This is a genomic window from Pantoea sp. 22096 (assembly GCF_052045955.1).
GTDB classification, from domain to species: domain Bacteria; phylum Pseudomonadota; class Gammaproteobacteria; order Enterobacterales; family Enterobacteriaceae; genus Pantoea; species Pantoea alfalfae.
This window is the reverse complement of sequence record NZ_JBQEPW010000001.1, coordinates 833,811-854,866: the sequence shown is the minus strand read 5'-3', so window position 1 is coordinate 854,866 and position 21,056 is coordinate 833,811. Positions and strand designations below refer to the sequence as shown.

The following is a 21,056-nucleotide window of genomic DNA, read 5'->3' as shown; positions in this document are numbered from 1 at the left end:
CTAAAAACCGTTATTACTGAACAATCATCCGGCCATTCAGATGCTGCAGCGGACGGTTATTGGTGGTTTTCAGGGCCTGCTTAAAGGCGTCGAGCTGCGCCTGAGAGAGCGTAACCGGCTTTTTCAGCACCAGCCAGCGAATACCTTCGCTGCAGGGTGGCGTCGTAAGGGAACCACTGAAACGATAGTAGTGCAGGTCTGCCGGAAAGAGTGCGCGTAAATCTACCTGCCGGTTAATGTTTACCTGTTTGTTTTCCTCTTTCGGCATTGCGTCAATTAAGGGCACCAGTGCCGGATTCTCTTTACCAACCTTAAACATCACCGCGACCACGGCGAGATCGCCATCCTCTTTGCTGTGAACAAAGTGGGCTTCAAGCGGAAAAGTTTCTCCGTTAATCTGGTTTTCACTCGGTGTATGAAAATGATACTGACGCAGTGTGAATTTTTCACCATCCAGCACAAAGTCATCTTCCTCATCAACCGTTACCTGAATGGTGTGACCGTTGTTAATCACCTTCTCAGCGGATGTGTGATAAGCCAGATCAAGTGGCTGTAAATGTCCCTCGATCGGATTTGTAATATTAATGGGTGACTGTGACTTGCCTTCGTGACACATATGGAAGTCGCTGGTCAGTTCACTCCAGTGCGCCGGACCGGCTTTGCCTTCATAGGTCCAGTGCGGCTCCGCGGCACCTGCTGCGCTGATAGACGAAATCGCTATAACCAGACTTAACATTTTTAGTTGTTTCATTTTATCCCTGCTTAATAAGCTAATGTGCGGCTGGAATACTATTCCTCTCAGCTTTGCGTCAGCAAGATGACAAAATGCGGTTAATTAAAACAGGAATGAATAATGAGTCTATAATTTCTATCGATGTTAATTTAATAAATATTACTTGTAGATTTTTTATTTCAAATAACGATTTTTACGATCATTAATATGGACTTCCTGCTTCAGGAAATCGACTCAGCAACAAACCTGAAGAAAAAATGGGTCGGCAGGCTCAGAGAGAAAACAGCACAGAAAGAGGTGAATCGGTGCAGGCTACAGAAGTGAGAAACCGCAAAACTGCACGACTGGCGGTTTTGCGGTGTAAGCCTGAATCAGAAGAAAGGCACCTCGACAACTATCCCTTTGAGACGGTTAAACATCCTTTTCTAACGGATCGTCCTCCTCATCCTCTTCTTCATCTTCCGGATAGATCTCAGCATCATCTGGCAACGGTTCATCATAATCAGGACGTTCAGACATAATTACCTCCGGTGATAAATAGCAGTGCTGCTATTTCAACTGAGCATAGTTAACTGTCACCACCGGCCGCATATTTTCCGCCTGAAGTGTGAGCCAGGCGTAAAATTGCTGTAATAGACTGAAAATGAACTCACCGCATGGCGCTAATGGCGTATGTAGAGCGCGCCCGCCAGCATGATGATAAACAGCACCGCAAAGGTGATCACGCCTGGCTTAGTGCCTTTGGATAAACCCACAAACGCCGCGATAACAATAAACAGCAGCGTCAGTGCGCCAGCCATAACCCAAAAAAGATACTGCGTATTCGCCATGCTCTCATCCTCATCCAGTGGCGCGATTTTACGGCTGATTTATAACATTTTTAAGCCGGCACTGTCCTGAATTCTGTCCCGTTGCCCGCCTGTCAGGGCTGGCAGCAGGAGCGGCAATCGCCCTCCACCCTGAAAGCTGCCAGCCCGACAGTGTGATGCAGTTAGCAAATGCAGAGGAACGCAGCGAGGAAACAAAGGCCCGGCTTATAATGATTAAATCAGCTTACTGTTGGGATGTGGCACCCGTAAGCTGACGTGCTGAGACTGGCTTAACATTGTCGTTCAGGCGATGTTATGCAGATGGCCTTAACCCGACTGCCTGACTCAGGCGGAGGCATGTTATGAACTATTACCGCATCGGCTCTCTGGCTGGCGTGCTGCTGCTTTGCGGCTGCCAGGCTCCCACTTCTGATCAGGCTCGTCTGCAGCCACCCGTTTTTCAGGGTCAAAGCACCCGTACCGTCCCTCAGCTCAGCGACTGTATTTATCGTGGCTGGTCAACCACCAGCGTTATTGCCAGAGATAACACCACCCACACCCAGCCGAACGGCAACGGGATCAGCGTCTTTACCTGGGAAGATTCGATTTTTGCGGATATCTCTCCCCACAGAAAAGGGGCAGAGGTAAAATATTTCACGACCTTCCGGATGGCTCCTCAGGTAATAGCGGACAGACAGGCGATTGTGCAACGCTGCCTGTAAGGCGTAAGGCGTGACAGCGATGTCGGGAGTGTGCCAGGCTAATGCGCACTTAACCAGGGAGAAACCGATGAGTATTACCCGCATTGACCCGGAACATCGTATGTCCGAAGCTGTGATCCACAACGACACCATCTATTACACCAGTGTGCCTGAGAATCTGGATGCCGACACAGAAGCGCAGACCGCCAATGCGCTGGCGGTCATTGACGCGATCCTGACTCGCCTCGGCAGTGATAAAAGTAAGATCCTGGATGCGACGCTGTTTCTGGTGGATAAAGCCGATTTCCCCGCCATGAACCGGGCCTGGGACGCCTGGGTCTCACCGGGTAATGCGCCGGTGCGCTGCACCGTTCAGGCCGGCCTGCTGAATCCAAAGTACAAAATCGAAATTAAAATTATCGCTGCACGTTAACGATGTCGGGTGTTATTCCTCTTCGTTTTCTTCATCTTCGTCGTCGAATAACGCCCGAATCTGTTCGCCCTTGTGATTCTGACGGATTTCCTGCGCCACCTGGGCGATCGCTTCACCGCTCGATAAACCACCCGCCATCAACTCCTGAATACGTTCGACGGCCTGCTGTTGCTGCTCATGTGAGAGAGCCGGTAATCCAATAAACATGTTCTACTCCTGCGTTGGGGCAGACAGTATCCCATGCGGAACTAACAGGTGCCAGTCGGGAAAAAATATGTCAGTCTGACCGCCTCTTTGCTTTCTGATTTGTCTGCCTGATGATTGTTGAAACCCTCACGCTTGATTATACCCCGGATGCGCTGACACAGCGTTTTGCCACCCTTGCCCATCTGCCGTGGGCGATGCTGCTCTCCTCCGCGCAGGCCAGCCACAGCGACAACCGCTTCGACATTCTGACCGCCGATCCCCGCGTCACCCTGGTGACCCGCGGGCCGATCACGACCATCAGCGACACGACCGGCACCACCGAATCGACCGCGGATCCCTTGCTGCTGGTGCAGCAGCAGTGTGATGCGCTGGGCATCAGACCCACAGCCAGTGAGGCTTTGCCGTTTCAGGGCGGTGCGCTGGGCCTGTTTGGTTATGACCTGGGCCGCCGGTTTGAGTCACTGCCCCAAAAAGCCACAGCCGATCTCACCACGCCGGACATGGCGGTGGGGATCTATGACTGGGCCTTGATTGCCGATCATCATCAGCAAACCCTGACGCTGGTGGCGTTGAAGAACGCTGAAGCGCGCGCCGCCTGGCTGGCGCAGTGGCCCGCGCGTGAAATCGTGCCCTTTTCACTGACCAGCCGCTGGCGCTCCAATCTGAGCTATGCCGATTACGCCGCACGCTTTGCCGCGGTTCAGGCCTATATTCAGGCCGGTGACTGTTATCAGGTTAACCTGGCGCAGCGTTTTCAGGCCGGTTATCAGGGTGATGAGTGGCAGGCGTTTACTCTGCTTAACGCGGCTAACCGGGCGCCGTTCAGCGCGTTTCTGCGCCTGCCGGAAAGTGCGATTCTCAGCCTGTCGCCGGAGCGCTTTCTGTCGCTGAATCAAAACCAGATTGAAACCCGACCGATTAAAGGTACCCGGCCACGCTGTGCCGATCCGATTGCCGATGCGCAACAGGCTGAGGCACTGCGCCATGCGGAGAAAGATCGGGCTGAAAACCTGATGATTGTCGATTTGCTGCGCAACGATATTGGCCGCGTGGCGCAGCCCGGCTCGGTCACGGTGCCTGAACTGTTTGTGGTTGAACCCTTCCCCGCCGTCCATCATCTGGTGAGCACGGTGCGCGCACAGTTGCCTGACACCCTGCAGGCCACCGATGTGCTGCGCGCCTGTTTTCCGGGCGGCTCGATAACCGGTGCGCCCAAAATTCGGGCGATGGAGATTATTGATGAGCTGGAGCCGCAGCGGCGCAATGCCTGGTGCGGCAGTATCGGCTATCTCAGCCTGTGTGGCCGGATGGACACCAGTATCACGATCCGCACGCTGATCGCCGAAGGCCAACAGCTTTACTGTGCCGCGGGTGGCGGCCTGGTAGCAGACAGCGATGCTGAAGCGGAATATCAGGAAACGCTCGATAAAGTCAGCCGGATTTTACCGGCACTGGAACAGACAGGAGGTTCAGTTGGCACTGACGCTTGAGGTTTTTCGCAGCCGTTTTCTGCTGCAGCAGCCGGCCCGCAGCACGCAGCGTCTCTCCGGACGTCATGCCGCGGTGCTGGTGCCGATTATAGCCCGCCATGAACCGGGTCTGTTGCTGACGCAGCGCTCGCACGCCCTGCGCAAACACGCCGGACAGGTCGCCTTTCCCGGCGGGATGCAGGATGACACCGACGCCTCGCTGATCGCCACCGCCCTGCGTGAAGCGCAGGAAGAGGTCGGTATCGATCCACATCAGGTCGAGATATTAGGCGCGCTGCCCGCTGTCACCAGCAGCACCGGCTTTCAGGTGACACCCGTGCTGGGCATTATTCCGGCCGACCTGCGCTTAACGATTAATCCGGATGAGGTGAGCAGTGCCTTCGAGATGCCACTGGCCGAGGCTTTGCAGCTCAGCCGCTACAGCGCGCTGGAGGTGCATCGGGCGGGTGTACGCCATCCGGTCTGGCTGTCGCGCTATCAGGATTATCTGGTGTGGGGCATGACAGCAGGAATTATCCGTTCACTGAGTACGCAGATCGCCTTCTGAGACCTTTCTTCCTCTTTTTTATTCCCTTCCAGCCCATCAGCGAACTGCCGGGCTGCGCTATAATTTTTTCTATCTGTTTTGATAAGTTTATTTCATGCGAAAAGCTGCTCTTTTCCGGTGCATGACCATTACTATGGGCGCCATAAACTGCCCCGGCAGACTGAGAATAAATGTGAGGAGTGTCACCTGTGATTAGTGTTTTCGACATGTTCAAAGTGGGCATTGGCCCCTCGAGTTCGCATACTGTCGGCCCGATGAAAGCGGGTAAACAATTTGTGGATTTGCTGTGCGAACAGGAAAAGCTGCAGGAGGTCACCCGGATCGCCGTGGATGTTTACGGTTCTCTGTCTCTGACCGGTAAAGGCCACCACACGGATATCGCCATTATTATGGGTCTGGCGGGCGAATCGCCGGACACGGTGGATATCGATGCGATCCCCGCTTTCATTAAAGATGTCGAACAGCGTGAGCGACTGCTGCTGGCGAAAGGCGCGCATGAAGTCGATTTCCCGCGTGAAGGCGGCATGGTGTTCCGCAGTGAGAACCTCTCACTGCATGAAAATGGCCTGCGCCTGCTGGCATTCGCGGGCGACCTGCTGATCCTGTCGAAAACCTACTACTCTGTGGGCGGCGGATTTATTGTGGATGAAGAGCACTTCGGTCAGTCGGCACTGGATGAAGTCTCTGTGCCCTGGCCGTTCCACTCCGCCAAAGATCTGCTGGCGCACTGCCGCGAAACCGGTCTGTCGCTGTCGGGTCTGGTGATGAAAAATGAGCTGGCACTGCATAGCCGCGACGAGATTCATGCCTATTTCACCCACATCTGGCAGACCATGCAGGCCTGTATTGATCGCGGTCTGAATACTGAAGGCGTGTTGCCCGGACCGCTGCGCGTACCCCGTCGAGCCGCCTCCCTGCGTCGCCTGCTGACCTCCTCCACCAAGCACTCCAGCGATCCGATGATTGTTATCGACTGGATCAATATGTATGCCCTGGCGGTCAACGAAGAGAACGCCGCGGGTGGCCGTGTGGTGACCGCGCCGACGAACGGTGCCTGCGGTATCGTGCCTGCAGTGCTGGCTTACTACGATCACTTTATCGAGCCGGTGACGCCCGATATTTTCCTGCGCTATTTCCTCGCCTCTGGCGCTATAGGCGTGCTGTACAAAATGAACGCCTCTATTTCAGGCGCGGAAGTGGGCTGCCAGGGTGAAGTGGGTGTCGCCTGTTCGATGGCGGCCGCTGGTCTGGCAGAGCTGCTGGGCGGTAGCCCGGAGCAGGTGTGCGTCGCCGCTGAAATCGGCATGGAGCATAACCTTGGACTGACCTGTGACCCCGTGGCCGGTCAGGTTCAGGTTCCCTGCATTGAACGTAATGCTATCGCCTCGGTAAAAGCCATTAACGCGGCGCGTATGGCACTCCGTCGCACCAGTGAACCCCGCGTCTCGCTGGATAAGGTTATTGAGACCATGTATGAGACCGGCAAGGATATGAACGCGAAATACCGTGAAACTTCCCGTGGCGGTCTGGCGATTAAAGTTCAGTGTGACTAAGCGAAACGTTTAATCGTTTAAATAACATGCAAACGTAATAAAATCCGCATCCTGCGCTATCTCAGCGCAGGTTTAAACGGTAGAGTGTTTTCCGCGCAGCCGTCCGGTCTGCGCAGCTTTCCAGACCCGCTTTTCTGCATTCCGGCCTCAATATTGATCTGGCCGTGCCGATACTAACCCCGTATTTTTTGCTTTTTTCTGGCTTTTTGGGAAGGTGGATACTGATGTTTATGGCCCAGCAATTTGTTGGACAATTCAGGCGCAAGCGTTTGCTGATCGCCCTGTCAATCGCCACCGTAATGCTGATATTAACGCTGGCCTTTCGCTATATCGAAGAGAAGTCACGTATTGAACAGCAGGCGATGGCTTTTGCCGACAAAGCGATTATGCGGTTTGACAGGATGTTTTCACCGCTGGAGGTTTCAGCCAATAATACGCTGGGGCTGGTAGGCGTTCCCTGTCAGGACGTGCGTTTTCCGCTCGTCGAAAAAATTTCATCACTGCAGACGGTTCGTGCCATTCTACTGGTCGAAAACGACATGCTTTACTGCTCCAGTATTTACGGCTCGCGCAATATCCCTTTCAGCCAGACTTATCCTGACCTTGCCTTCAACAGCCAGCGTATGACCCTGTCAACCGACCAGTATCTGCTGAAAGGCTCGCCGGTCTTACTGCTATGGACGCCAAAAAGTCTGGATAACCGGTCGGGAATATTGCAGGTCATCAACATTGAAATGATGAGCAATTATCTGCTGGAACCCCAACTGCCCTGGGTGGAACGCGCCGTGTTTAACGTCAATGGTGAGAGCCTGGAATATGGCAATCCGCTGATACAGCCAACGGTGCCGGCAGATGACGAAGTGAGCTACGAGCAGGGCTCGCTGCGCTACCCGTTTACCCTTACCCTCTATGGCCCTTCGCCGACACGGCTGGCGCTGGCGACACTTCCCTCACAGCTGCCGCTGGCGCTGCTGCTGAGCCTGCTGATGGGCTATATTATCTGGCTTGCGACGGCAAATCGCATGAGCCTCAGCTGGCAAATCAGTTATGGCATTACGGCCCGTGAGTTTATGGTCTATTGTCAGCCGCTGATCAACAGCAAAAGCGGCGGGTGTGACGGGATAGAATTACTGCTGCGCTGGCATAACGCCCGACAGGGCTGGATCGCACCGGATGTCTTTATTCCGCTGGCCGAGCGCCAGAACCTGATCAAGCCGCTGACGCGCTTTGTGCTGAACGAGGTAGTAAGGCAGCTGCCTCAGTTGCCCAATGATCCCGCCTTTCATATCGCCATCAATGTGGCCGCCAGTCATTTCCGCGACCGCGCCATTCTGGAAGATTTGCAGAACCTGTGGTGGCCTGCCAGTCCGGTGCCGCAACTGGTGGTGGAACTCACTGAACGGGATGCCCTGCCGGTCGTCGATCAGTCGGTGATTGCACAACTGCACGACATTGGCGTCCGGCTGGCGATTGATGACTTTGGCACCGGTCACAGCTCGCTCTCCTACCTGAAAGATTTACAGCCAGACGTGCTCAAAATCGACAAGATTTTCACAGCGGCCATCGGTACGGATGCCATTAACGCCACGGTAACGGATATGGTGATTTCGCTGGCCCAGCGCCTGAATATCAGTCTGGTCGCCGAAGGGGTAGAGACGGCTGAACAGGCAGCTTATCTGCGCGAACGCGGTGTGGATCATCTGCAGGGCTACTATTTTGCCCGCCCGATGCCGCTGGAAGATTTTCCAGCCTGGCTGACGCTGCATCAGGCTGATACGCACCGTTAACTGCCGCGTCAGCGCCGTTCCGCCCTTATACGACTTCCCCACAAAAAAACAGCCGCGGCGTTTCAGCAGCGGCTGTCAGAGAGATTCAGCGCGGCCGGTAATACCGGCAGCGCCTCAGCAACAACGGGAAGCGTTAACCCTCTTCCTCTTCGTCATGCGGTTTATCTTTGGTGACACGCACCAGATCGATACGGTAATCCGTCGCTTCGATAATCTGGAAGTGCAGCGGCGTAATATCAATCACCTCGCCAGGAAGCGGTAACTGCCCTTTCTGTTCAATCAGCAGGCCCGCCAGCGAGGCGTGATCTTCTGTCGGATCGACCAGCTCATGGAAGTCGAGTAACTGCTGCAGCGAGTGCAGATCGGTTCCGCCTTTCACTAACCAGCCATCGCCATCTGCAACAATATCAGGCGTTTCGTCTTCATCCGGGAATTCACCCGCAATCGCTTCCAGCACGTCCAGCGGCGTAATCAAACCCTGCACCACGCCAAACTCATTGGTGACGATCACGAAGCTGCCTTTAGCACGACGCAGCACGCCAAGCAGGTTGATCGGATCCAGCGTCTCCGGCACCACAATGGTCGGTGTATTCGCCGCGAAGGTCGCCACATCAACACCCTGCTCCAGCGCCACCAGCAGCTCTTTGGCGCGCACCACGCCAACAATTTCATCCAGTTCACCCCGGCAGACCGGGAACAGGCTGTGAGGCGTATCCAGCAGCTGACCGCGAATCTCATCCACCGGACGATTCGCATCGACCCAGGAGATATCACCGCGCGGCGTCATAATGCTGCGAATCGAGCGGGAAGCCAGGGTCAGCACACCATTAATCATGTAACGCTCTTCATCTTTAAACGCTTCCTGCGGCATCGCTTCCGTCAGCGCAGACTCTTCACTGGTGCTGGTGTTACCGCTGCTATTGCCATTGCTGGACGCCAGCGCACGATTACGGCCGCCCATCAGGCGCAGAATGGCCTCTGCGGTACGCTCACGCATTGGACGATTTGACTGATGGCGAATAAAGTTACGACGTGCAATCTGGTTGAACAGCTCAATCAGAATTGAGAAGCCAATCGCCGCATAGAGGTAGCCTTTAGGAATATGGAAACCAAAGCCTTCTGCCACCAGCGACAGACCGATCATTAACAGGAAGCTCAGACAGAGCACCACTACGGTCGGATGCGCGTTAACAAAGTTGGTTAACGGTTTAGACGCCAGCAGCATCACCCCCATGGCAATCACCACGGCGGTCATCATCACCGGCAGGTGATTCACCATACCTACGGCGGTAATCACCGCATCCAGCGAGAAGACCGCGTCCAGCACCACAATCTGCAGTACCACTGCCCAGAAACTGGCGTATCCGCGATTTGCGGAACCATCAAGCTGACGGTTCTCCAGCCTCTCGTGTAGCTCCATGGTCGCTTTAAACAACAGAAAGAAACCACCGAACAGCAGGATTAAATCTCGTCCGGAAAAGCTGAAACCGCCTACGCTGAAGAGAGGCGTTGTCAGCGTGACGATCCAGGAGATCAGCGACAGCAAACCCAGCCGCATCACCAGCGCCAGCGACAGGCCGATCAGGCGTGCTTTATCACGCTGCTTTGGCGGCAGTTTGTCGGCCAGGATGGCAATAAACACCAGGTTATCGATACCCAGTACGATTTCCAGCACGATAAGCGTCAGTAAACCCGCCCAGATTGAGGGGTCGAATAAAAATTCCATTATTTATGACTCCAGAACAGGGAACAGATCGAGCCGGTGCCTGTCAGCGCAGCGAAGCGTGACATCCGGGTAGTCGGGAAAGCGGTGAAAACGCCGTGAGGCGAAGGGTGACGCGCCAGCAGGCGCAAAGAACAGATTAAGCGACGTCGGTGACGATCCATAAAGGTGGGCTGAAGCCCGTTACTCCTGAGCAATAAACAGAACGTTAATGTATCAGGTCGGCAAATTGCGTCAAAAAATTTTCTTATTTTTACAATCTCTGTAAGGGATGATCGGGCGCATAAAAAAGGTAAAGCGCCACTTCACGGGGTGAATAGCTGACGGACATCACATAATTTATTTTTTCGATCACTAAAATAAATCGCGACTTTACCGCCTTGATGAAGTTAACCCCTGTTTTTTCGACGCTATATCAGAAAGTCGAATGACCGGGTTAAACGGATAATCAAAACATGTCTCAATACAGTTCATTTACTCAGATGAGCATCTCTAGCGAACGGAGGTAGCACGTGACCATTGCGATTGTAATTGGTACACACGGCTGGGCAGCGGAACAACTGCTGAAAACAGCAGAAATGCTCTTAGGCGAGCAGGAGAATATCGGCTGGATAGATTTTGTCCCCGGTGAAAATGCAGAAACGCTGATTGAAAAATATCAGGCACGACTGGCAGAACTGGATACCAGTAAAGGGGTTCTTTTTCTGGTCGATACCTGGGGCGGCAGCCCGTTCAATGCGGCCAGCCGCATTGTTGTCGACAAGCCACACTATGAGGTTATTGCCGGGGTCAATATTCCGATGCTGGTTGAAACGCTGATGGCGCGCGATGACGATCCCGGATTTGACGAACTGGTCGCCGTGGCGGTGGAGACCGGTCGTGAAGGGGTCAAAGCCCTGAAAGCCAAAGAAGAAGCACCGACACCGGCTGCTGAGAAACCGGCCGCGGCGGCGCAACCAGCTAAGCCGATGGCCCCCGGGGATCACATGAAGATCGGGCTGGCGCGCATTGATGATCGTCTGATTCATGGGCAGGTCGCGACGCGCTGGACTAAAGAGACAAACGTTCAGCGTATTATTGTGGTCAGCGATAAAGTGGCCAACGATCATGTGCGCAAAACCCTGTTGACGCAGGTCGCGCCGCCCGGCGTGACGGCTCATGTGGTGGATGTCGACAAAATGGTCCGGGTATGGAACAACCCGAAGTATGGTCAGGATCGCGTCATGCTGCTGTTTACCAACCCTACCGATGTCCTGCGCGTAGTTGAACAGGGTGTCGATATTAAAACGGTCAACATCGGTGGTATGGCGTTCCGCCAGGGGAAAACCCAGGTCAATAATGCGGTCTCGGTTGATGAGAAAGATATTGCCGCATTCCGCAAACTCAATGAACGTAATATTGAACTGGAAGTGCGTAAAGTTTCCAGCGATCAAAAACTGAAAATGATGGATCTGATTGCGAAAGTAAACGCGTAACAGAAGCACTTCTGCGCCTGCGTTTCCGGGCTCCTGATTAACCTGCTGAGGACAAGAAGTATGATGGAAATAACCTCGCTACAAATTATTTTGATTTTTATTGTCGCCTGTATTGCCGGTATGGGGTCAATTCTGGATGAGTTCCAGTTTCACCGTCCGCTTGTCGCCTGTACGCTGATTGGTATCGTACTGGGTGATATGAAAACCGGTATTATCATCGGCGGTACGCTGGAGATGATTGCGCTGGGCTGGATGAACATCGGTGCAGCGGTTGCTCCTGATGCCGCCCTCGCCTCTATCATCTCGACAATCCTGGTCATCGCTGGTGGTCAGAGTGTGGGTGCCGGTATCGCGCTGGCGATTCCGCTGGCTGCTGCCGGACAGGTGCTGACCATTATCGTGCGTACGCTGACCGTGGCCTTCCAGCACGCGGCTGATAAAGCCGCCGAGAAAGGCAATCTTACGGCCATCTCCTGGATTCATGTCTCTGCCCTGCTGTTACAGGCAATGCGTATCGCCATCCCGGCGCTGATTGTGGCGATTTCTGTCGGCACCAGTGCCGTTCATGCGTTGCTGAGTTCTATTCCTGAAGTGGTCACCAATGGCCTGAATATCGCCGGTGGCATGATTGTGGTGGTCGGTTACGCGATGGTCATCAACATGATGCGCGCAGGCTATCTGATGCCGTTCTTCTACCTCGGCTTTGTAACCGCAGCGTTCACCAACTTTAACCTGGTGGCGCTGGGCGTGATTGGCGTGGTTATGGCAGTGCTCTATATTCAGCTCAGCCCGAAATACAACCGTGTGGCGGGAGCACCCACAGGTGCTGCAACCGCAAACGATCTTGATAACGAACTCGATTAAGGAACAGGTGATCACATGGTTGATATGACGAAAGTTGAAAAGAAACTGACCCCCGGTGATGTCCGCGCCGTCTTTCTGCGCTCTAACCTTTTCCAGGGTTCATGGAACTTTGAGCGTATGCAGGCGCTGGGCTTCTGCTTCTCAATGGTGCCGGTCATCCGCCGTCTCTATCCTGAGAATAACGATGAGCGCAGGCAGGCGATAAAACGTCATCTGGAGTTTTTCAATACCCATCCCTATGTCGCCGCACCGGTACTGGGCGTCACCATGGCGATGGAAGAGCAGCGTGCCAACGGCGCACCTATCGACGACGGTGCGATTAACGGCCTGAAAGTCGGGCTGATGGGACCGCTGGCCGGTGTTGGCGACCCGATCTTCTGGGGTACGGTACGTCCGGTGTTTGCCGCACTGGGTGCCGGTATCGCCATGAGCGGCAGTCTGCTGGGTCCCCTGCTGTTCTTTATACTGTTTAACCTGGCTCGTCTGCTGACCCGCTACTACGGCGTGGCGTATGGCTATCGCAAAGGGATCGACATCGTTAGCGACATGGGCGGCGGTTTTCTGCAGAAGCTCACGGAGGGCGCCTCGATTCTGGGGCTGTTTGTCATGGGGGCGCTGGTCAACAAGTGGACGCACGTCAACATCCCGCTGGTGGTGTCGCGCATTACTGACTCTACCGGCAAAACCACTGTTACCACGGTACAGTCGATCCTCGATCAGCTGATGCCAGGCATTGTGCCACTGCTGCTGACCTTTGGGTGTATGTGGCTGTTACGCCGTAAAGTGAATGCGCTATGGATTATCGTCGGCTTCTTTGCCATCGGTATCTTTGGTTACTGGATCGGCCTGCTCGGTCTGTAATTTCATCCTGCCGGGAGCCTCTGCTCCCGGCTTTTAAGCGTGGTGAGCTGAGCCACAACCGGCTGAGCTCACCCTGTTTGAGGTAGAAGTGATGTCTTTAACTGACGCGTTGATTGCGTGTTGTGTCGCCGTCCTGATGGGATTTGCCGTTTACCATGAGGCTATTCTGCCACGTCGGCACGGGCCGACCCGCCTACGGGTAACACTGCGCAGGCAGCATAAACTCGACAGTCTGATTTTCATCGGCCTGCTGCTGATTTTGCTGTGGAACAATGTCAGTCATCATGGCCCGCAGCTCACCACCTCACTGCTGATGGTGCTGAGTTTTATGGCGTTCTGGCTCTTCTGGCTGCGCAAACCCACGCTGCTGATGAAGAATGAGGGATTGTTTTACGCCGGCGTCTGGATCGATTACCGGCGGATTCAGGGCATGAATCTTTCTGAGGATGGCATTCTGGTCATTCAGCTGGAACAGCGCCGTCTGCTGATTGCCGTGCAGCAGCTCGACGACCTGGAGCGCATCTACAATACGCTGGTCGACGCGCGCTAGTCGCGCTGCCACATTGTCAGGGTAAAATCCGCATCGCAACCGAACAGCTCACTCTGCTGCAGCGTTTGCCAGACGTCTTCACGTGCCCGCCAGGCAAAAGGCGTCATCTGCAGCAGGGTTGTGGCGGCTGCGCCGGTTAATGCCATCGGGTAGCGCAGGGCATGCTGCGCTACCTGCCGGAAGCCGGGATAATCTTTCTGCTCTGGCACATGCAGCTGCACTTCGCGGTAAATCAGCGCTTTGAACTGTTGCAGATGGTGCGGGCCTGGGGTAACCGTCAGCACCAGGCCACCCGGCTTCAGCACACGGGCCAGTTCCGCTTCGTTGCAGGGTGCGTAGATGCGTACAATCGCATCCAGTGAGTGATCGGCAAAGGGTAAGCGCTGGCTGGAGGCGACGCAGAAGCGCACCGCAGGGTAACGCTTTGCTGCCAGCCGGATGGCCATTCGGGCGACATCCAGCCCATAAATCTGGGCCTCTTCGCCTGCCGCCTCTGCCAGTGCTGCGGTGTAGTACCCTTCACCGCAGCCGATATCCAGGATTTTACACTCTGGCTGATTCAGCACCGGCGCAAGCAGGTTGACTACCTGCTCACGCAGCGGCTGATAATAGCCTGCCTCAAGAAATTCCCGTCGTGCCTGCATCATCTCTGCACTGTCACCCGGTTCACGTGACCGTTTATGCTGAACGGGCAGCAGATTGACATACCCTTCTTTTGCCTGATCGAACTGATGGCGGTTTTCGCAGCACCAGCTGCGGTCGGTAAAGGTCAATGGAGAGTGACAAAGAGGGCAAGTCAGGGACATCAGGTGCTCCGGCATCAGATAACGCGGCGCAGTGTAACCTTAACGTTTCCGCATCGGAAGCATAAAGAAAGCCCCGGCTGTAGAGCCAGGGCTTTAAGATTCCGTGTCAGGGTGCAATGCACCGAGGCGGAGTCGAATCAGATAGCAGTGACGTTAACAGCTGCCGGGCCTTTCTGGCCGTCCTGAATTTCGAACTCAACGCTCTGGCCTTCAGCCAGGGTTTTAAAACCGTTGCCCTGAATAGCAGAGAAGTGTACGAACACATCTTTGCTGCCGTCAGCAGGAGTGATAAAACCAAAACCTTTAGACTCGTTGAACCACTTAACCTGACCTTTAATCTTTGCCATTTTGCAAATTCCTTTAGATGTTTATTTAGCCCGAAAGCTGTCTTACAGAAAAACCAGAGACATTACTGCATGAGGCACTAATTAAGGTTCGGCAAGGAAGCGGTATTCAACGTCAACGTCTTTACTCGTACTTCTTTACTGAAGATGCCATGCATAAACAGAACTGTACCTCGTTTAACCCACGAATTGTTATCACATATCCCAAAAATAATGGCAAGCCATTTTTAAAGCCCTGACGCGCCTGCGCACATATTTGCCAGAAGGCTCACATTGCCTGTTCCGCGGGGTCTACAAATGTGTCTGAGAATAAAGTCCATGCGCGGCCAGCGCGCGCTCCTGCCTGTGTTGCCAGGCATAACCCGATGGATACCATAAGAAATTAATATTTCACAAATATGGCAATGGCGAAATGAATAAGCGAAGCGGTAACGGTTGTAGATATCCAAAATCTGACGTCAATCCTGTACAGCGCCTTTTATTTAGTACAAATAACGCTTTTTTTGCACCAAAAGCAGGAGCCAGCCATTAGCCTTGCTCCAAATAAAAGCAGGGATGCGGATTTTACTTATTAAGAATTTAACTTTTGATTTGAAAAATTGATGTCTGATAAAAACCTCCGTCTTTTATTTACACCGGAGGCTTTAGGATTATTCCTGGCTGAAATTATTCAGACTGCGACCTTCGCCTATTCGCCAGGGGGCGAAGCGGCCATTATGTTCGTCTGCCCGCTGTAGCGCATTCGCCAGTTCCTGTGGTGGCGCATCCAGCGACTCATCGGCCAGTTCAAACACGCCCCAGTGAATAGGCAGCGTCAATGGCCTGCCTGCTGCCTGCCATAACGCCACCGCCTGATCGGGATCCATGTGCTGGCTTGCCATGAACCATTTAGGTGCATACGCGCCAATCGGTAACGCAGTCACGCTGAACGGGCCAAGCCGGGCCGGAATCTCCTGCAGGCGGTCACTGTAGCCACTGTCGCCAGAAAACCAGAAACGCAGTGAGGCAGAGCGTACGACCCAACCGCACCAGAGTGAACGGTTGCGATCGCATGGGGTTCGCATACTCCAGTGACGGGCTGGCACCGCATCAAAACAGAGATTACCGAGCGTTACCTGCTGCCACCAATCGAGCTGGTGCACCTGATTTACGCCCTGCGCTCTGCACCATTTCGCCAGTCCCAGCGGCACAATAAAGGTCGCCTGCGGAAAATGCCGGATAATCGCTTTAACCGTCGGTTTATCCAGATGGTCGTAATGGTTGTGTGAAATCAGCACGACATCAAGCCGTGGCAGATCAGCGATGCTGATGGGTGCGGGTGTTTTACGCTGTGGCCCCGCAAACGCCAGCGGCGAGGCGCGTGAGCCGAGTGCCGGATCGATCAGGATATATTGTCCCTTAAGCCGTAACAGTACGGCAGCATGTCCGAGCCACCAGATACGATCGTCACTGCCGCTGATATCCGCGGGCTGCCACCATTGCCTGGTGAACGCCGCATAACCCTGTTGTGGGGGTATTGGTAGCCCCAGTGCTTTGCGCTCCCTGCGCCAGCGTTTCAGGTCACCCGGCCTGCGCTGTTCCGGTTCAGGATTACGAAATCCCTCGGGCGTGTGGTGCGCTTTGCTGCTGTCATACCACGGATTTTTCCAGGCCATTCCGTCTCTCTGGTGTGATTAACGTTCCGGGATTAACCGGATAAAGTCGCGCTTTTCCCGATCGTCTTCGGTTTTTTTACTTTCTGCCCCAGGCTGCATCTCAATCAGACGGCGCAGCAGCTGATTCTGTTTCTTCTGCTCTTCAAGTAAGGATTCCAGTAAACGGATCTGCTCACCCGCGCGCACGCTGGCCCGGTTTACAAAGAACCAGGCGATAAACGCCACAATCAAAATAATGACCAGCAGGCCATAGCTGACCAGGGGGCCCGAATTTGCGGCTAACTCATTCATAACTGCCTCGTAAAACTCAGTGGAAATTAAACAACCGCTCATTCTACCTGTAGCCATCGCAAAAGATAATGGGAGATACATCAATGCAGAATTTGCCGTTTCAGTTATCTCTGATCGATCCCGTCAGAAAAGCGAGGCATGCTGGTATCATCATAACCGGCAGCACCAGGTGGCGCGCTGAGTTATCTTTCACAAGGAGACACAATGAAACTGTTTATTCGCACAATAGGCCTGCTGGCGGTGATCTGGCTGGCAATGCTGCTTACCGGCTATGGCGTGTTAACCGGCAGTACTAAAAATGCCGCCGGACTTGGCCTGCAGTGCAGCTATCTTACCGCTCGCGGCGTCATCAACGCGCAGTATCTGCATACCGACAGTGGCGTGGTGGGCGTGACGGATTGTCCGTTGCTGAAGAAAAGCGGAGAAGTGATCGATAACTAGTGATAAAGCGGGCCGGATGGCCCGCTTTGTTCAGAATGGGTAGTCGTGATAGCCCATTTCTGCTGAGAGCGTGCGGGCCGCCCGATGCAACATCGCCACATAATCCTGCCGGGCATCTTCTGAAAAACGAATGGTGGGAAATGAGATACTGAGTCCCGCAATCACTACGCCAAACCGATCAAACACTGGCACGGCAAGGCAGCGTAGCCCCTCTTCCTGCTCTTCATTATCTTCGCCATAACCCTGCACTCTGACCTGATCCAGCGTCGTGATCAACGCCTCCGCGCTCAGCAGCGTATTGGCCGTGCTGCGTTTGAACTCCACATCCCGCAGAATTTCCTCAACATCGCTGCGATCGCGCCAGGCGAGCAGGACTTTACCAATTGCGGTGGTATGCAGCGGGTTGCGGCGGCCAATGCGCGAATACATGCGTAGATTGTAAAGCGAGTCGATTTTATGGATGTAGACAATACTGTCCTCTTCCAGCGCCCCAAGGTGAATCGTCTCTTTGGTCAGACGCGACAGCTCGCGCATCTGCACATCCGCGCTGCGGATTAAATCGACGTTCTGTAGCGCTTTGGCACCCAGTTCAAACAGCTTCAGCGTCAGTGAATACTTCTCGCTTTCACCTTCCTGCGTGACATAGCCCAGCGACTTCATGGTCTGCAGAAAACGGTAGACGGTGCTTTTTGACATCATCACGCGCTGCGCAAGCTCGGTAATACCGTGATCGCGCTCTTCACCCAGCGCCTGCAAAATGCCAAATACTTTAAGCACTGAAGAGACGGAATCGGGCTGTTTATCATTTTCAGCAGAGGACATCGCGCACCTTGTTAAATCTGTTTCAAAAAAAATGGAACGGACTGTCAGTATAGAGTGACGCACAGGTCGGCAGCAATGCTTTAACCATTGAGTCATATTTTAAGACAGTTTTTTATTCGTCCGGACGCTGCTTTTCCGCGCTTATTTCATTAGCATGATGATATTCACCCTCTTTAGTAATTAACTTATGACACGCTCTCCTCCTCAGGATGGATTACCCACGCGTCAGCGCTATATGGCCATCGTTACCATTGTGCTGGGCCTGACCATGGCGGTGTTAGACGGCGCGATTGCCAATGTCGCGTTACCGACCATATCGCGTGAGCTGAATGCCAGCCCGGCGCAGTCGATCTGGATTGTGAATGCTTATCAGATTGCGATTATCGTCTCGCTGCTGTCGCTCTCGTTTCTGGGCGATATGCTGGGCTACCGCCGCGTCTACCAGGCAGGCCTGGCACTGTTTATTGCGACATCATTGTTCTGCGCCTTTTCGACCACGCTAACCATGCTGACCTTTGCCCGTGTGCTGCAGGGCCTGGGCGGCGCGGCGCTGATGAGTGTGAATACCGCGCTGATACGCATTATCTATCCACAGCGGTATCTGGGACGCGGTATGGCGATCAACTCGCTGGTGGTGGCGGTGTCAACTGCGGCAGGGCCGACGGTAGCGGCAGCAATACTCTCGGTCGCCAGCTGGAAATGGCTGTTTCTGATTAATGTTCCGCTGGGTGCCATTGCGCTCTGGCTGGCGCTGCGAACGCTGCCTGATAACCCGCAGAAAGCCACAACACAAAAATTCGATGTGCCCAGCGCGATCATGAATGCCCTGTTCTTTGGTCTGATCATCTCCGCGCTGAGCGGCTTTGCTCAGGGACAGAGTCATCTGCTGGTGCTCTCCGAGGTCATTGCGCTGCTGGTCATTGGCTGGTTCTTTATTCGTCGTCAGCTCAACATGGCGGTGCCGCTGCTGCCGGTTGATCTGCTGCGTATCCCGATTTTCAGCCTGTCGATGGGGACGTCGGTCTGTTCGTTCTGCGCCCAGATGCTGGCGATGGTTTCACTGCCCTTCTTTCTGCAGAACGTCCTGCAGCGTAATGAGGTGGCAACCGGTCTGTTGCTGACGCCCTGGCCGCTGGCAACGATGGTATTTGCGCCGATTGCCGGCCGCCTGATTGAACGGGTGCATGCCGGGCTGTTGGGTGGAATTGGACTGGCGATGTTCGCGCTGGGACTGTTCCTGCTCGCGTGGCTGCCGGTAAATCCGGATGATGGCGATATTATCTGGCGCATGATGCTGTGCGGTGCCGGTTTCGGGCTGTTCCAGTCACCCAACAACCACACGATTGTCACCTCCGCGCCACGTAATCGCAGTGGCGGTGCCAGCGGCATGCTGGGTACTGCGCGCCTGCTGGGACAGAGTATGGGTGCCGCGCTGGTCGCACTGATGTTTAATCTGTTTAATGAACGTGGGACGCACGTTTCGCTGCTGCTGGCGGGCAGCTTTGCCGCCGTGGCCGCACTGGTCAGTGTGTCGCGGATGACGCAGACCCGCGCCTGATGGCAGAAACAGAAAAGGCGACCCACCTGGCAGAGGGTGAGCCGATTCGCTGTCAGGCCGGGCCTTCACAGGGAACCCGGTCAGATCGGAAAGACTTCTGTCATCCATGACGGTCGTCCCGCACCATTGCGCACCTCATCCCTGAGGTGCGACCGTAAACGGTCCAACGGTTGCGTTGTTTAAAAACGCTCCCGGCGTTTTTGTCCTGGCGCGGGACGCTTTCCTCCTCTGCCCGGGTTCCCTGCATGTTGAGCTAAGATATTGCTGTCAGAGGCAGTCTGATTATGGTTTCTAAACAGAAAAGGCGACCCGCGGGTCGCCTTTTTTGCTCTGCTTAACGCTACTTCAGATACTGACCGCTGCGCAGTGCTTCAATACGCTTATCTAACGGCGGATGCGACATAAACAGCTCGCTGAATGATTTACCTTTACCGTTGATACAGAATGCCAGCATGCTGCTCGGCTCCTGTGGTTCGTAGCTGGTTTTCAGGCGCTGCAACGCCGCAATCATCTTCTCACGACCGACCAGCTTCGCTGAACCGGCATCGGCGTGGAACTCACGATGACGCGAGAACCACATGGTGATGATGCTGGCAAGAATACCAAATACCAGCTCCAGCACCATCGACACCGCAAAGTAGACCAACGGATTGCCGTTGCTGCTCTCTTCGCCATCACGGTTGCCGGACATAAAGCCCGCCGCAATCTGTGCCAGAATACGTGAAACGAAAATCACGAAGGTGTTCACCACACCCTGGATCAGCGTCATGGTGATCATGTCACCGTTGGCGATGTGCGACACTTCGTGCGCCAGCACCGCTTCCGCCTCATCACGGCTCATGTTCTGCAACAGACCGGTTGAGACAGCCACCAGTGAGGCGTTACGACGCGCACCAGTCGCAAAGGCATTGATATCAGGTGCGTGATAGATCGCGACCTGTGGCATCGCAATGCCCGCCTGTTGGGCCTGACGGCCAATGGTATCCACCAGCCAGCGCTCGGTTTCATTGCGTGGCTGTTCAATCACTTCACCGCCAACCGAACGCAGCGCCATCCACTTCGACATCAGCAGTGAAACAAACGCACCGCCGAAGCCAAACAGGCCTGCCATGATCATCAGGCCCTGAACACTGCTTGACTGGATCCCTGTCAGGCTGAGAATCAGCCCGAATACCAACATCACAGCCAGGTTGGTCATCAGGAAAAGAGCAATACGCATCATTTTTGTTAATCTTCCTCAGTAGTTCACGCGCCTATACGCGGATACATATCCTATGAGCATTGGGCGGCTTTTCAAGCGACCTTAACGTTTAAGTGCCTAAAAAGACATAACTTTACATTCTGACACGCCTGATGAGTAGCCCAGCCTTCAGGCACCTTCACCAGCGCTAATCATTGCTTACTGG

The 21,056-nt window shown here is 54.3% G+C and carries 22 protein-coding genes; 12 read left to right on the top strand and 10 right to left on the bottom strand.

Features of this window, described 5'->3' with window-relative positions:
• Positions 1–13: 13 nt before the first annotated feature.
• The gene (locus ACTJKZ_RS03905) at positions 14–751 is read right to left on the bottom strand and encodes a carbonic anhydrase (protein WP_285088389.1); all 738 of its coding nucleotides are present in this window, start codon (positions 749–751) and stop codon (positions 14–16) included.
• Between the two features lie 644 nt (positions 752–1,395).
• Positions 1,396–1,563, bottom strand: coding sequence for a hypothetical protein (locus tag ACTJKZ_RS03900; RefSeq protein WP_202604891.1), 168 nt, complete (start codon positions 1,561–1,563; stop codon positions 1,396–1,398).
• A 341-nt stretch (positions 1,564–1,904) separates the two neighbouring features.
• On the opposite strand from ACTJKZ_RS03900, the gene ACTJKZ_RS03895 reads away from it, so the two are divergent.
• Together ACTJKZ_RS03895 and ACTJKZ_RS03890 are read left to right on the top strand one after the other, a co-directional pair.
• Positions 1,905–2,264, top strand: a complete 360-nt coding sequence (locus ACTJKZ_RS03895) for a hypothetical protein (RefSeq protein WP_440829271.1) — start codon at positions 1,905–1,907, stop codon at positions 2,262–2,264.
• A gap of 67 nt (positions 2,265–2,331) precedes the next feature.
• The gene (locus tag ACTJKZ_RS03890; protein WP_440829270.1) at positions 2,332–2,676 is read left to right on the top strand and encodes a RidA family protein; all 345 of its coding nucleotides are present in this window, start codon (positions 2,332–2,334) and stop codon (positions 2,674–2,676) included.
• Between the two features lie 12 nt (positions 2,677–2,688).
• Here ACTJKZ_RS03890 and ACTJKZ_RS03885 read toward each other — a convergent pair whose 3' ends face one another.
• Complete coding sequence (locus tag ACTJKZ_RS03885; RefSeq protein ID WP_253418842.1) at positions 2,689–2,883, bottom strand: YoaH family protein; 195 nt, start codon at positions 2,881–2,883, stop codon at positions 2,689–2,691.
• 110 nt (positions 2,884–2,993) lie between these two features.
• On the opposite strand from ACTJKZ_RS03885, the gene pabB reads away from it, so the two are divergent.
• The 4 genes from pabB (at position 2,994) to ACTJKZ_RS03865 (ending at position 8,260) form a co-directional block, all read left to right on the top strand.
• Positions 2,994–4,373 carry an aminodeoxychorismate synthase component 1 gene (pabB, locus tag ACTJKZ_RS03880; RefSeq protein ID WP_440829269.1) on the top strand — a complete coding sequence of 460 codons (1,380 nt, stop codon included), beginning with the start codon at positions 2,994–2,996 and terminating at the stop codon, positions 4,371–4,373.
• Complete coding sequence (locus tag ACTJKZ_RS03875) at positions 4,357–4,920, top strand: CoA pyrophosphatase (protein WP_161733051.1); 564 nt, start codon at positions 4,357–4,359, stop codon at positions 4,918–4,920. The genes pabB and ACTJKZ_RS03875 overlap by 17 nt, the downstream gene beginning before the upstream one ends.
• A 188-nt stretch (positions 4,921–5,108) precedes the next feature.
• A complete protein-coding gene (locus tag ACTJKZ_RS03870) occupies positions 5,109–6,473 on the top strand; it encodes an L-serine ammonia-lyase (RefSeq protein WP_161733053.1) in 1,365 nt (454 codons plus the stop codon).
• 224 nt (positions 6,474–6,697) lie between these two features.
• The gene (locus ACTJKZ_RS03865; RefSeq protein WP_440829268.1) at positions 6,698–8,260 is read left to right on the top strand and encodes an EAL domain-containing protein; all 1,563 of its coding nucleotides are present in this window, start codon (positions 6,698–6,700) and stop codon (positions 8,258–8,260) included.
• 133 nt (positions 8,261–8,393) lie between these two features.
• Here ACTJKZ_RS03865 and ACTJKZ_RS03860 read toward each other — a convergent pair whose 3' ends face one another.
• Entirely contained in the window at positions 8,394–9,986 is a 1,593-nt protein-coding gene (locus ACTJKZ_RS03860; RefSeq protein WP_161733057.1) for a TerC family protein, read from the bottom strand.
• 509 nt (positions 9,987–10,495) lie between these two features.
• On the opposite strand from ACTJKZ_RS03860, the gene manX reads away from it, so the two are divergent.
• The 4 genes from manX to ACTJKZ_RS03840 all read left to right on the top strand — a co-directional run bounded on the left by manX (position 10,496) and on the right by ACTJKZ_RS03840 (position 13,733).
• Positions 10,496–11,458 carry a PTS mannose transporter subunit IIAB gene (manX, locus tag ACTJKZ_RS03855; RefSeq protein WP_440829267.1) on the top strand — a complete coding sequence of 321 codons (963 nt, stop codon included), beginning with the start codon at positions 10,496–10,498 and terminating at the stop codon, positions 11,456–11,458.
• 63 nt (positions 11,459–11,521) lie between these two features.
• Positions 11,522–12,322 carry a PTS mannose/fructose/sorbose transporter subunit IIC gene (locus tag ACTJKZ_RS03850; protein WP_033733019.1) on the top strand — a complete coding sequence of 267 codons (801 nt, stop codon included), beginning with the start codon at positions 11,522–11,524 and terminating at the stop codon, positions 12,320–12,322.
• A 15-nt stretch (positions 12,323–12,337) separates the two neighbouring features.
• Positions 12,338–13,183: a PTS mannose transporter subunit IID gene (locus ACTJKZ_RS03845; RefSeq protein WP_161733061.1), complete on the top strand. Its 846-nt coding sequence runs from the start codon at positions 12,338–12,340 to the stop codon at positions 13,181–13,183.
• Positions 13,184–13,274: 91 nt separating this feature from the next.
• The gene (locus ACTJKZ_RS03840; RefSeq protein ID WP_161733183.1) at positions 13,275–13,733 is read left to right on the top strand and encodes a DUF986 family protein; all 459 of its coding nucleotides are present in this window, start codon (positions 13,275–13,277) and stop codon (positions 13,731–13,733) included.
• On the opposite strand, the gene rlmA is transcribed toward ACTJKZ_RS03840, so the two are convergent.
• The 4 genes from rlmA to ACTJKZ_RS03820 all read right to left on the bottom strand — a co-directional run bounded on the left by rlmA (position 13,730) and on the right by ACTJKZ_RS03820 (position 16,829).
• Complete coding sequence (rlmA, locus tag ACTJKZ_RS03835) at positions 13,730–14,539, bottom strand: 23S rRNA (guanine(745)-N(1))-methyltransferase (protein ID WP_161733063.1); 810 nt, start codon at positions 14,537–14,539, stop codon at positions 13,730–13,732. The genes ACTJKZ_RS03840 and rlmA overlap by 4 nt on opposite strands.
• A 137-nt stretch (positions 14,540–14,676) precedes the next feature.
• Positions 14,677–14,886 carry a transcription antiterminator/RNA stability regulator CspE gene (gene cspE, locus ACTJKZ_RS03830; RefSeq protein WP_003852684.1) on the bottom strand — a complete coding sequence of 70 codons (210 nt, stop codon included), beginning with the start codon at positions 14,884–14,886 and terminating at the stop codon, positions 14,677–14,679.
• Between the two features lie 647 nt (positions 14,887–15,533).
• Positions 15,534–16,538, bottom strand: a complete 1,005-nt coding sequence (locus tag ACTJKZ_RS03825; protein ID WP_253418851.1) for an MBL fold metallo-hydrolase — start codon at positions 16,536–16,538, stop codon at positions 15,534–15,536.
• 18 nt (positions 16,539–16,556) lie between these two features.
• The gene (locus tag ACTJKZ_RS03820) at positions 16,557–16,829 is read right to left on the bottom strand and encodes a YebO family protein (RefSeq protein ID WP_150014979.1); all 273 of its coding nucleotides are present in this window, start codon (positions 16,827–16,829) and stop codon (positions 16,557–16,559) included.
• Between the two features lie 204 nt (positions 16,830–17,033).
• Here ACTJKZ_RS03820 and ACTJKZ_RS03815 point away from each other — a divergent pair, with 204 nt between their 5' ends.
• Positions 17,034–17,270, top strand: coding sequence for a YobH family protein (locus ACTJKZ_RS03815; protein WP_253418854.1), 237 nt, complete (start codon positions 17,034–17,036; stop codon positions 17,268–17,270).
• 30 nt (positions 17,271–17,300) lie between these two features.
• Here ACTJKZ_RS03815 and kdgR read toward each other — a convergent pair whose 3' ends face one another.
• Positions 17,301–18,092, bottom strand: a complete 792-nt coding sequence (kdgR, locus tag ACTJKZ_RS03810) for a DNA-binding transcriptional regulator KdgR (protein WP_222925382.1) — start codon at positions 18,090–18,092, stop codon at positions 17,301–17,303.
• A 187-nt stretch (positions 18,093–18,279) separates the two neighbouring features.
• Between kdgR and ACTJKZ_RS03805 the strand changes: the two genes are divergently transcribed.
• Entirely contained in the window at positions 18,280–19,650 is a 1,371-nt protein-coding gene (locus tag ACTJKZ_RS03805) for an MFS transporter (RefSeq protein WP_440829266.1), read from the top strand.
• Between the two features lie 340 nt (positions 19,651–19,990).
• Here ACTJKZ_RS03805 and htpX read toward each other — a convergent pair whose 3' ends face one another.
• Complete coding sequence (gene htpX, locus ACTJKZ_RS03800; RefSeq protein ID WP_161733073.1) at positions 19,991–20,872, bottom strand: protease HtpX; 882 nt, start codon at positions 20,870–20,872, stop codon at positions 19,991–19,993.
• Positions 20,873–21,056 lie beyond the last annotated feature (184 nt).

Excerpts from the sequence above, each read along its gene's own strand:
- ACTJKZ_RS03905 (WP_285088389.1), bottom strand. The coding sequence starts at position 751 with ATGAAACAACTAAAAATGTTAAGTCTGGTTATAGCGATTTCGTCTATC.
- ACTJKZ_RS03900 (WP_202604891.1), bottom strand. The coding sequence starts at position 1,563 with ATGGCGAATACGCAGTATCTTTTTTGGGTTATGGCTGGCGCACTGACG.
- ACTJKZ_RS03895 (WP_440829271.1), top strand. The coding sequence starts at position 1,905 with ATGAACTATTACCGCATCGGCTCTCTGGCTGGCGTGCTGCTGCTTTGC.
- ACTJKZ_RS03890 (WP_440829270.1), top strand. The coding sequence starts at position 2,332 with ATGAGTATTACCCGCATTGACCCGGAACATCGTATGTCCGAAGCTGTG.
- ACTJKZ_RS03885 (WP_253418842.1), bottom strand. The coding sequence starts at position 2,883 with ATGTTTATTGGATTACCGGCTCTCTCACATGAGCAGCAACAGCAGGCC.
- pabB (WP_440829269.1), top strand. The coding sequence starts at position 2,994 with ATGATTGTTGAAACCCTCACGCTTGATTATACCCCGGATGCGCTGACA.
- ACTJKZ_RS03865 (WP_440829268.1), top strand. The coding sequence starts at position 6,698 with ATGTTTATGGCCCAGCAATTTGTTGGACAATTCAGGCGCAAGCGTTTG.
- ACTJKZ_RS03860 (WP_161733057.1), bottom strand. The coding sequence starts at position 9,986 with ATGGAATTTTTATTCGACCCCTCAATCTGGGCGGGTTTACTGACGCTT.
- ACTJKZ_RS03850 (WP_033733019.1), top strand. The coding sequence starts at position 11,522 with ATGGAAATAACCTCGCTACAAATTATTTTGATTTTTATTGTCGCCTGT.
- ACTJKZ_RS03845 (WP_161733061.1), top strand. The coding sequence starts at position 12,338 with ATGGTTGATATGACGAAAGTTGAAAAGAAACTGACCCCCGGTGATGTC.
- ACTJKZ_RS03840 (WP_161733183.1), top strand. The coding sequence starts at position 13,275 with ATGTCTTTAACTGACGCGTTGATTGCGTGTTGTGTCGCCGTCCTGATG.
- rlmA (WP_161733063.1), bottom strand. The coding sequence starts at position 14,539 with ATGTCCCTGACTTGCCCTCTTTGTCACTCTCCATTGACCTTTACCGAC.
- cspE (WP_003852684.1), bottom strand. The coding sequence starts at position 14,886 with ATGGCAAAGATTAAAGGTCAGGTTAAGTGGTTCAACGAGTCTAAAGGT.
- ACTJKZ_RS03825 (WP_253418851.1), bottom strand. The coding sequence starts at position 16,538 with ATGGCCTGGAAAAATCCGTGGTATGACAGCAGCAAAGCGCACCACACG.
- ACTJKZ_RS03820 (WP_150014979.1), bottom strand. The coding sequence starts at position 16,829 with ATGAATGAGTTAGCCGCAAATTCGGGCCCCCTGGTCAGCTATGGCCTG.
- ACTJKZ_RS03815 (WP_253418854.1), top strand. The coding sequence starts at position 17,034 with ATGAAACTGTTTATTCGCACAATAGGCCTGCTGGCGGTGATCTGGCTG.
- kdgR (WP_222925382.1), bottom strand. The coding sequence starts at position 18,092 with ATGTCCTCTGCTGAAAATGATAAACAGCCCGATTCCGTCTCTTCAGTG.
- ACTJKZ_RS03805 (WP_440829266.1), top strand. The coding sequence starts at position 18,280 with ATGACACGCTCTCCTCCTCAGGATGGATTACCCACGCGTCAGCGCTAT.
- htpX (WP_161733073.1), bottom strand. The coding sequence starts at position 20,872 with ATGATGCGTATTGCTCTTTTCCTGATGACCAACCTGGCTGTGATGTTG.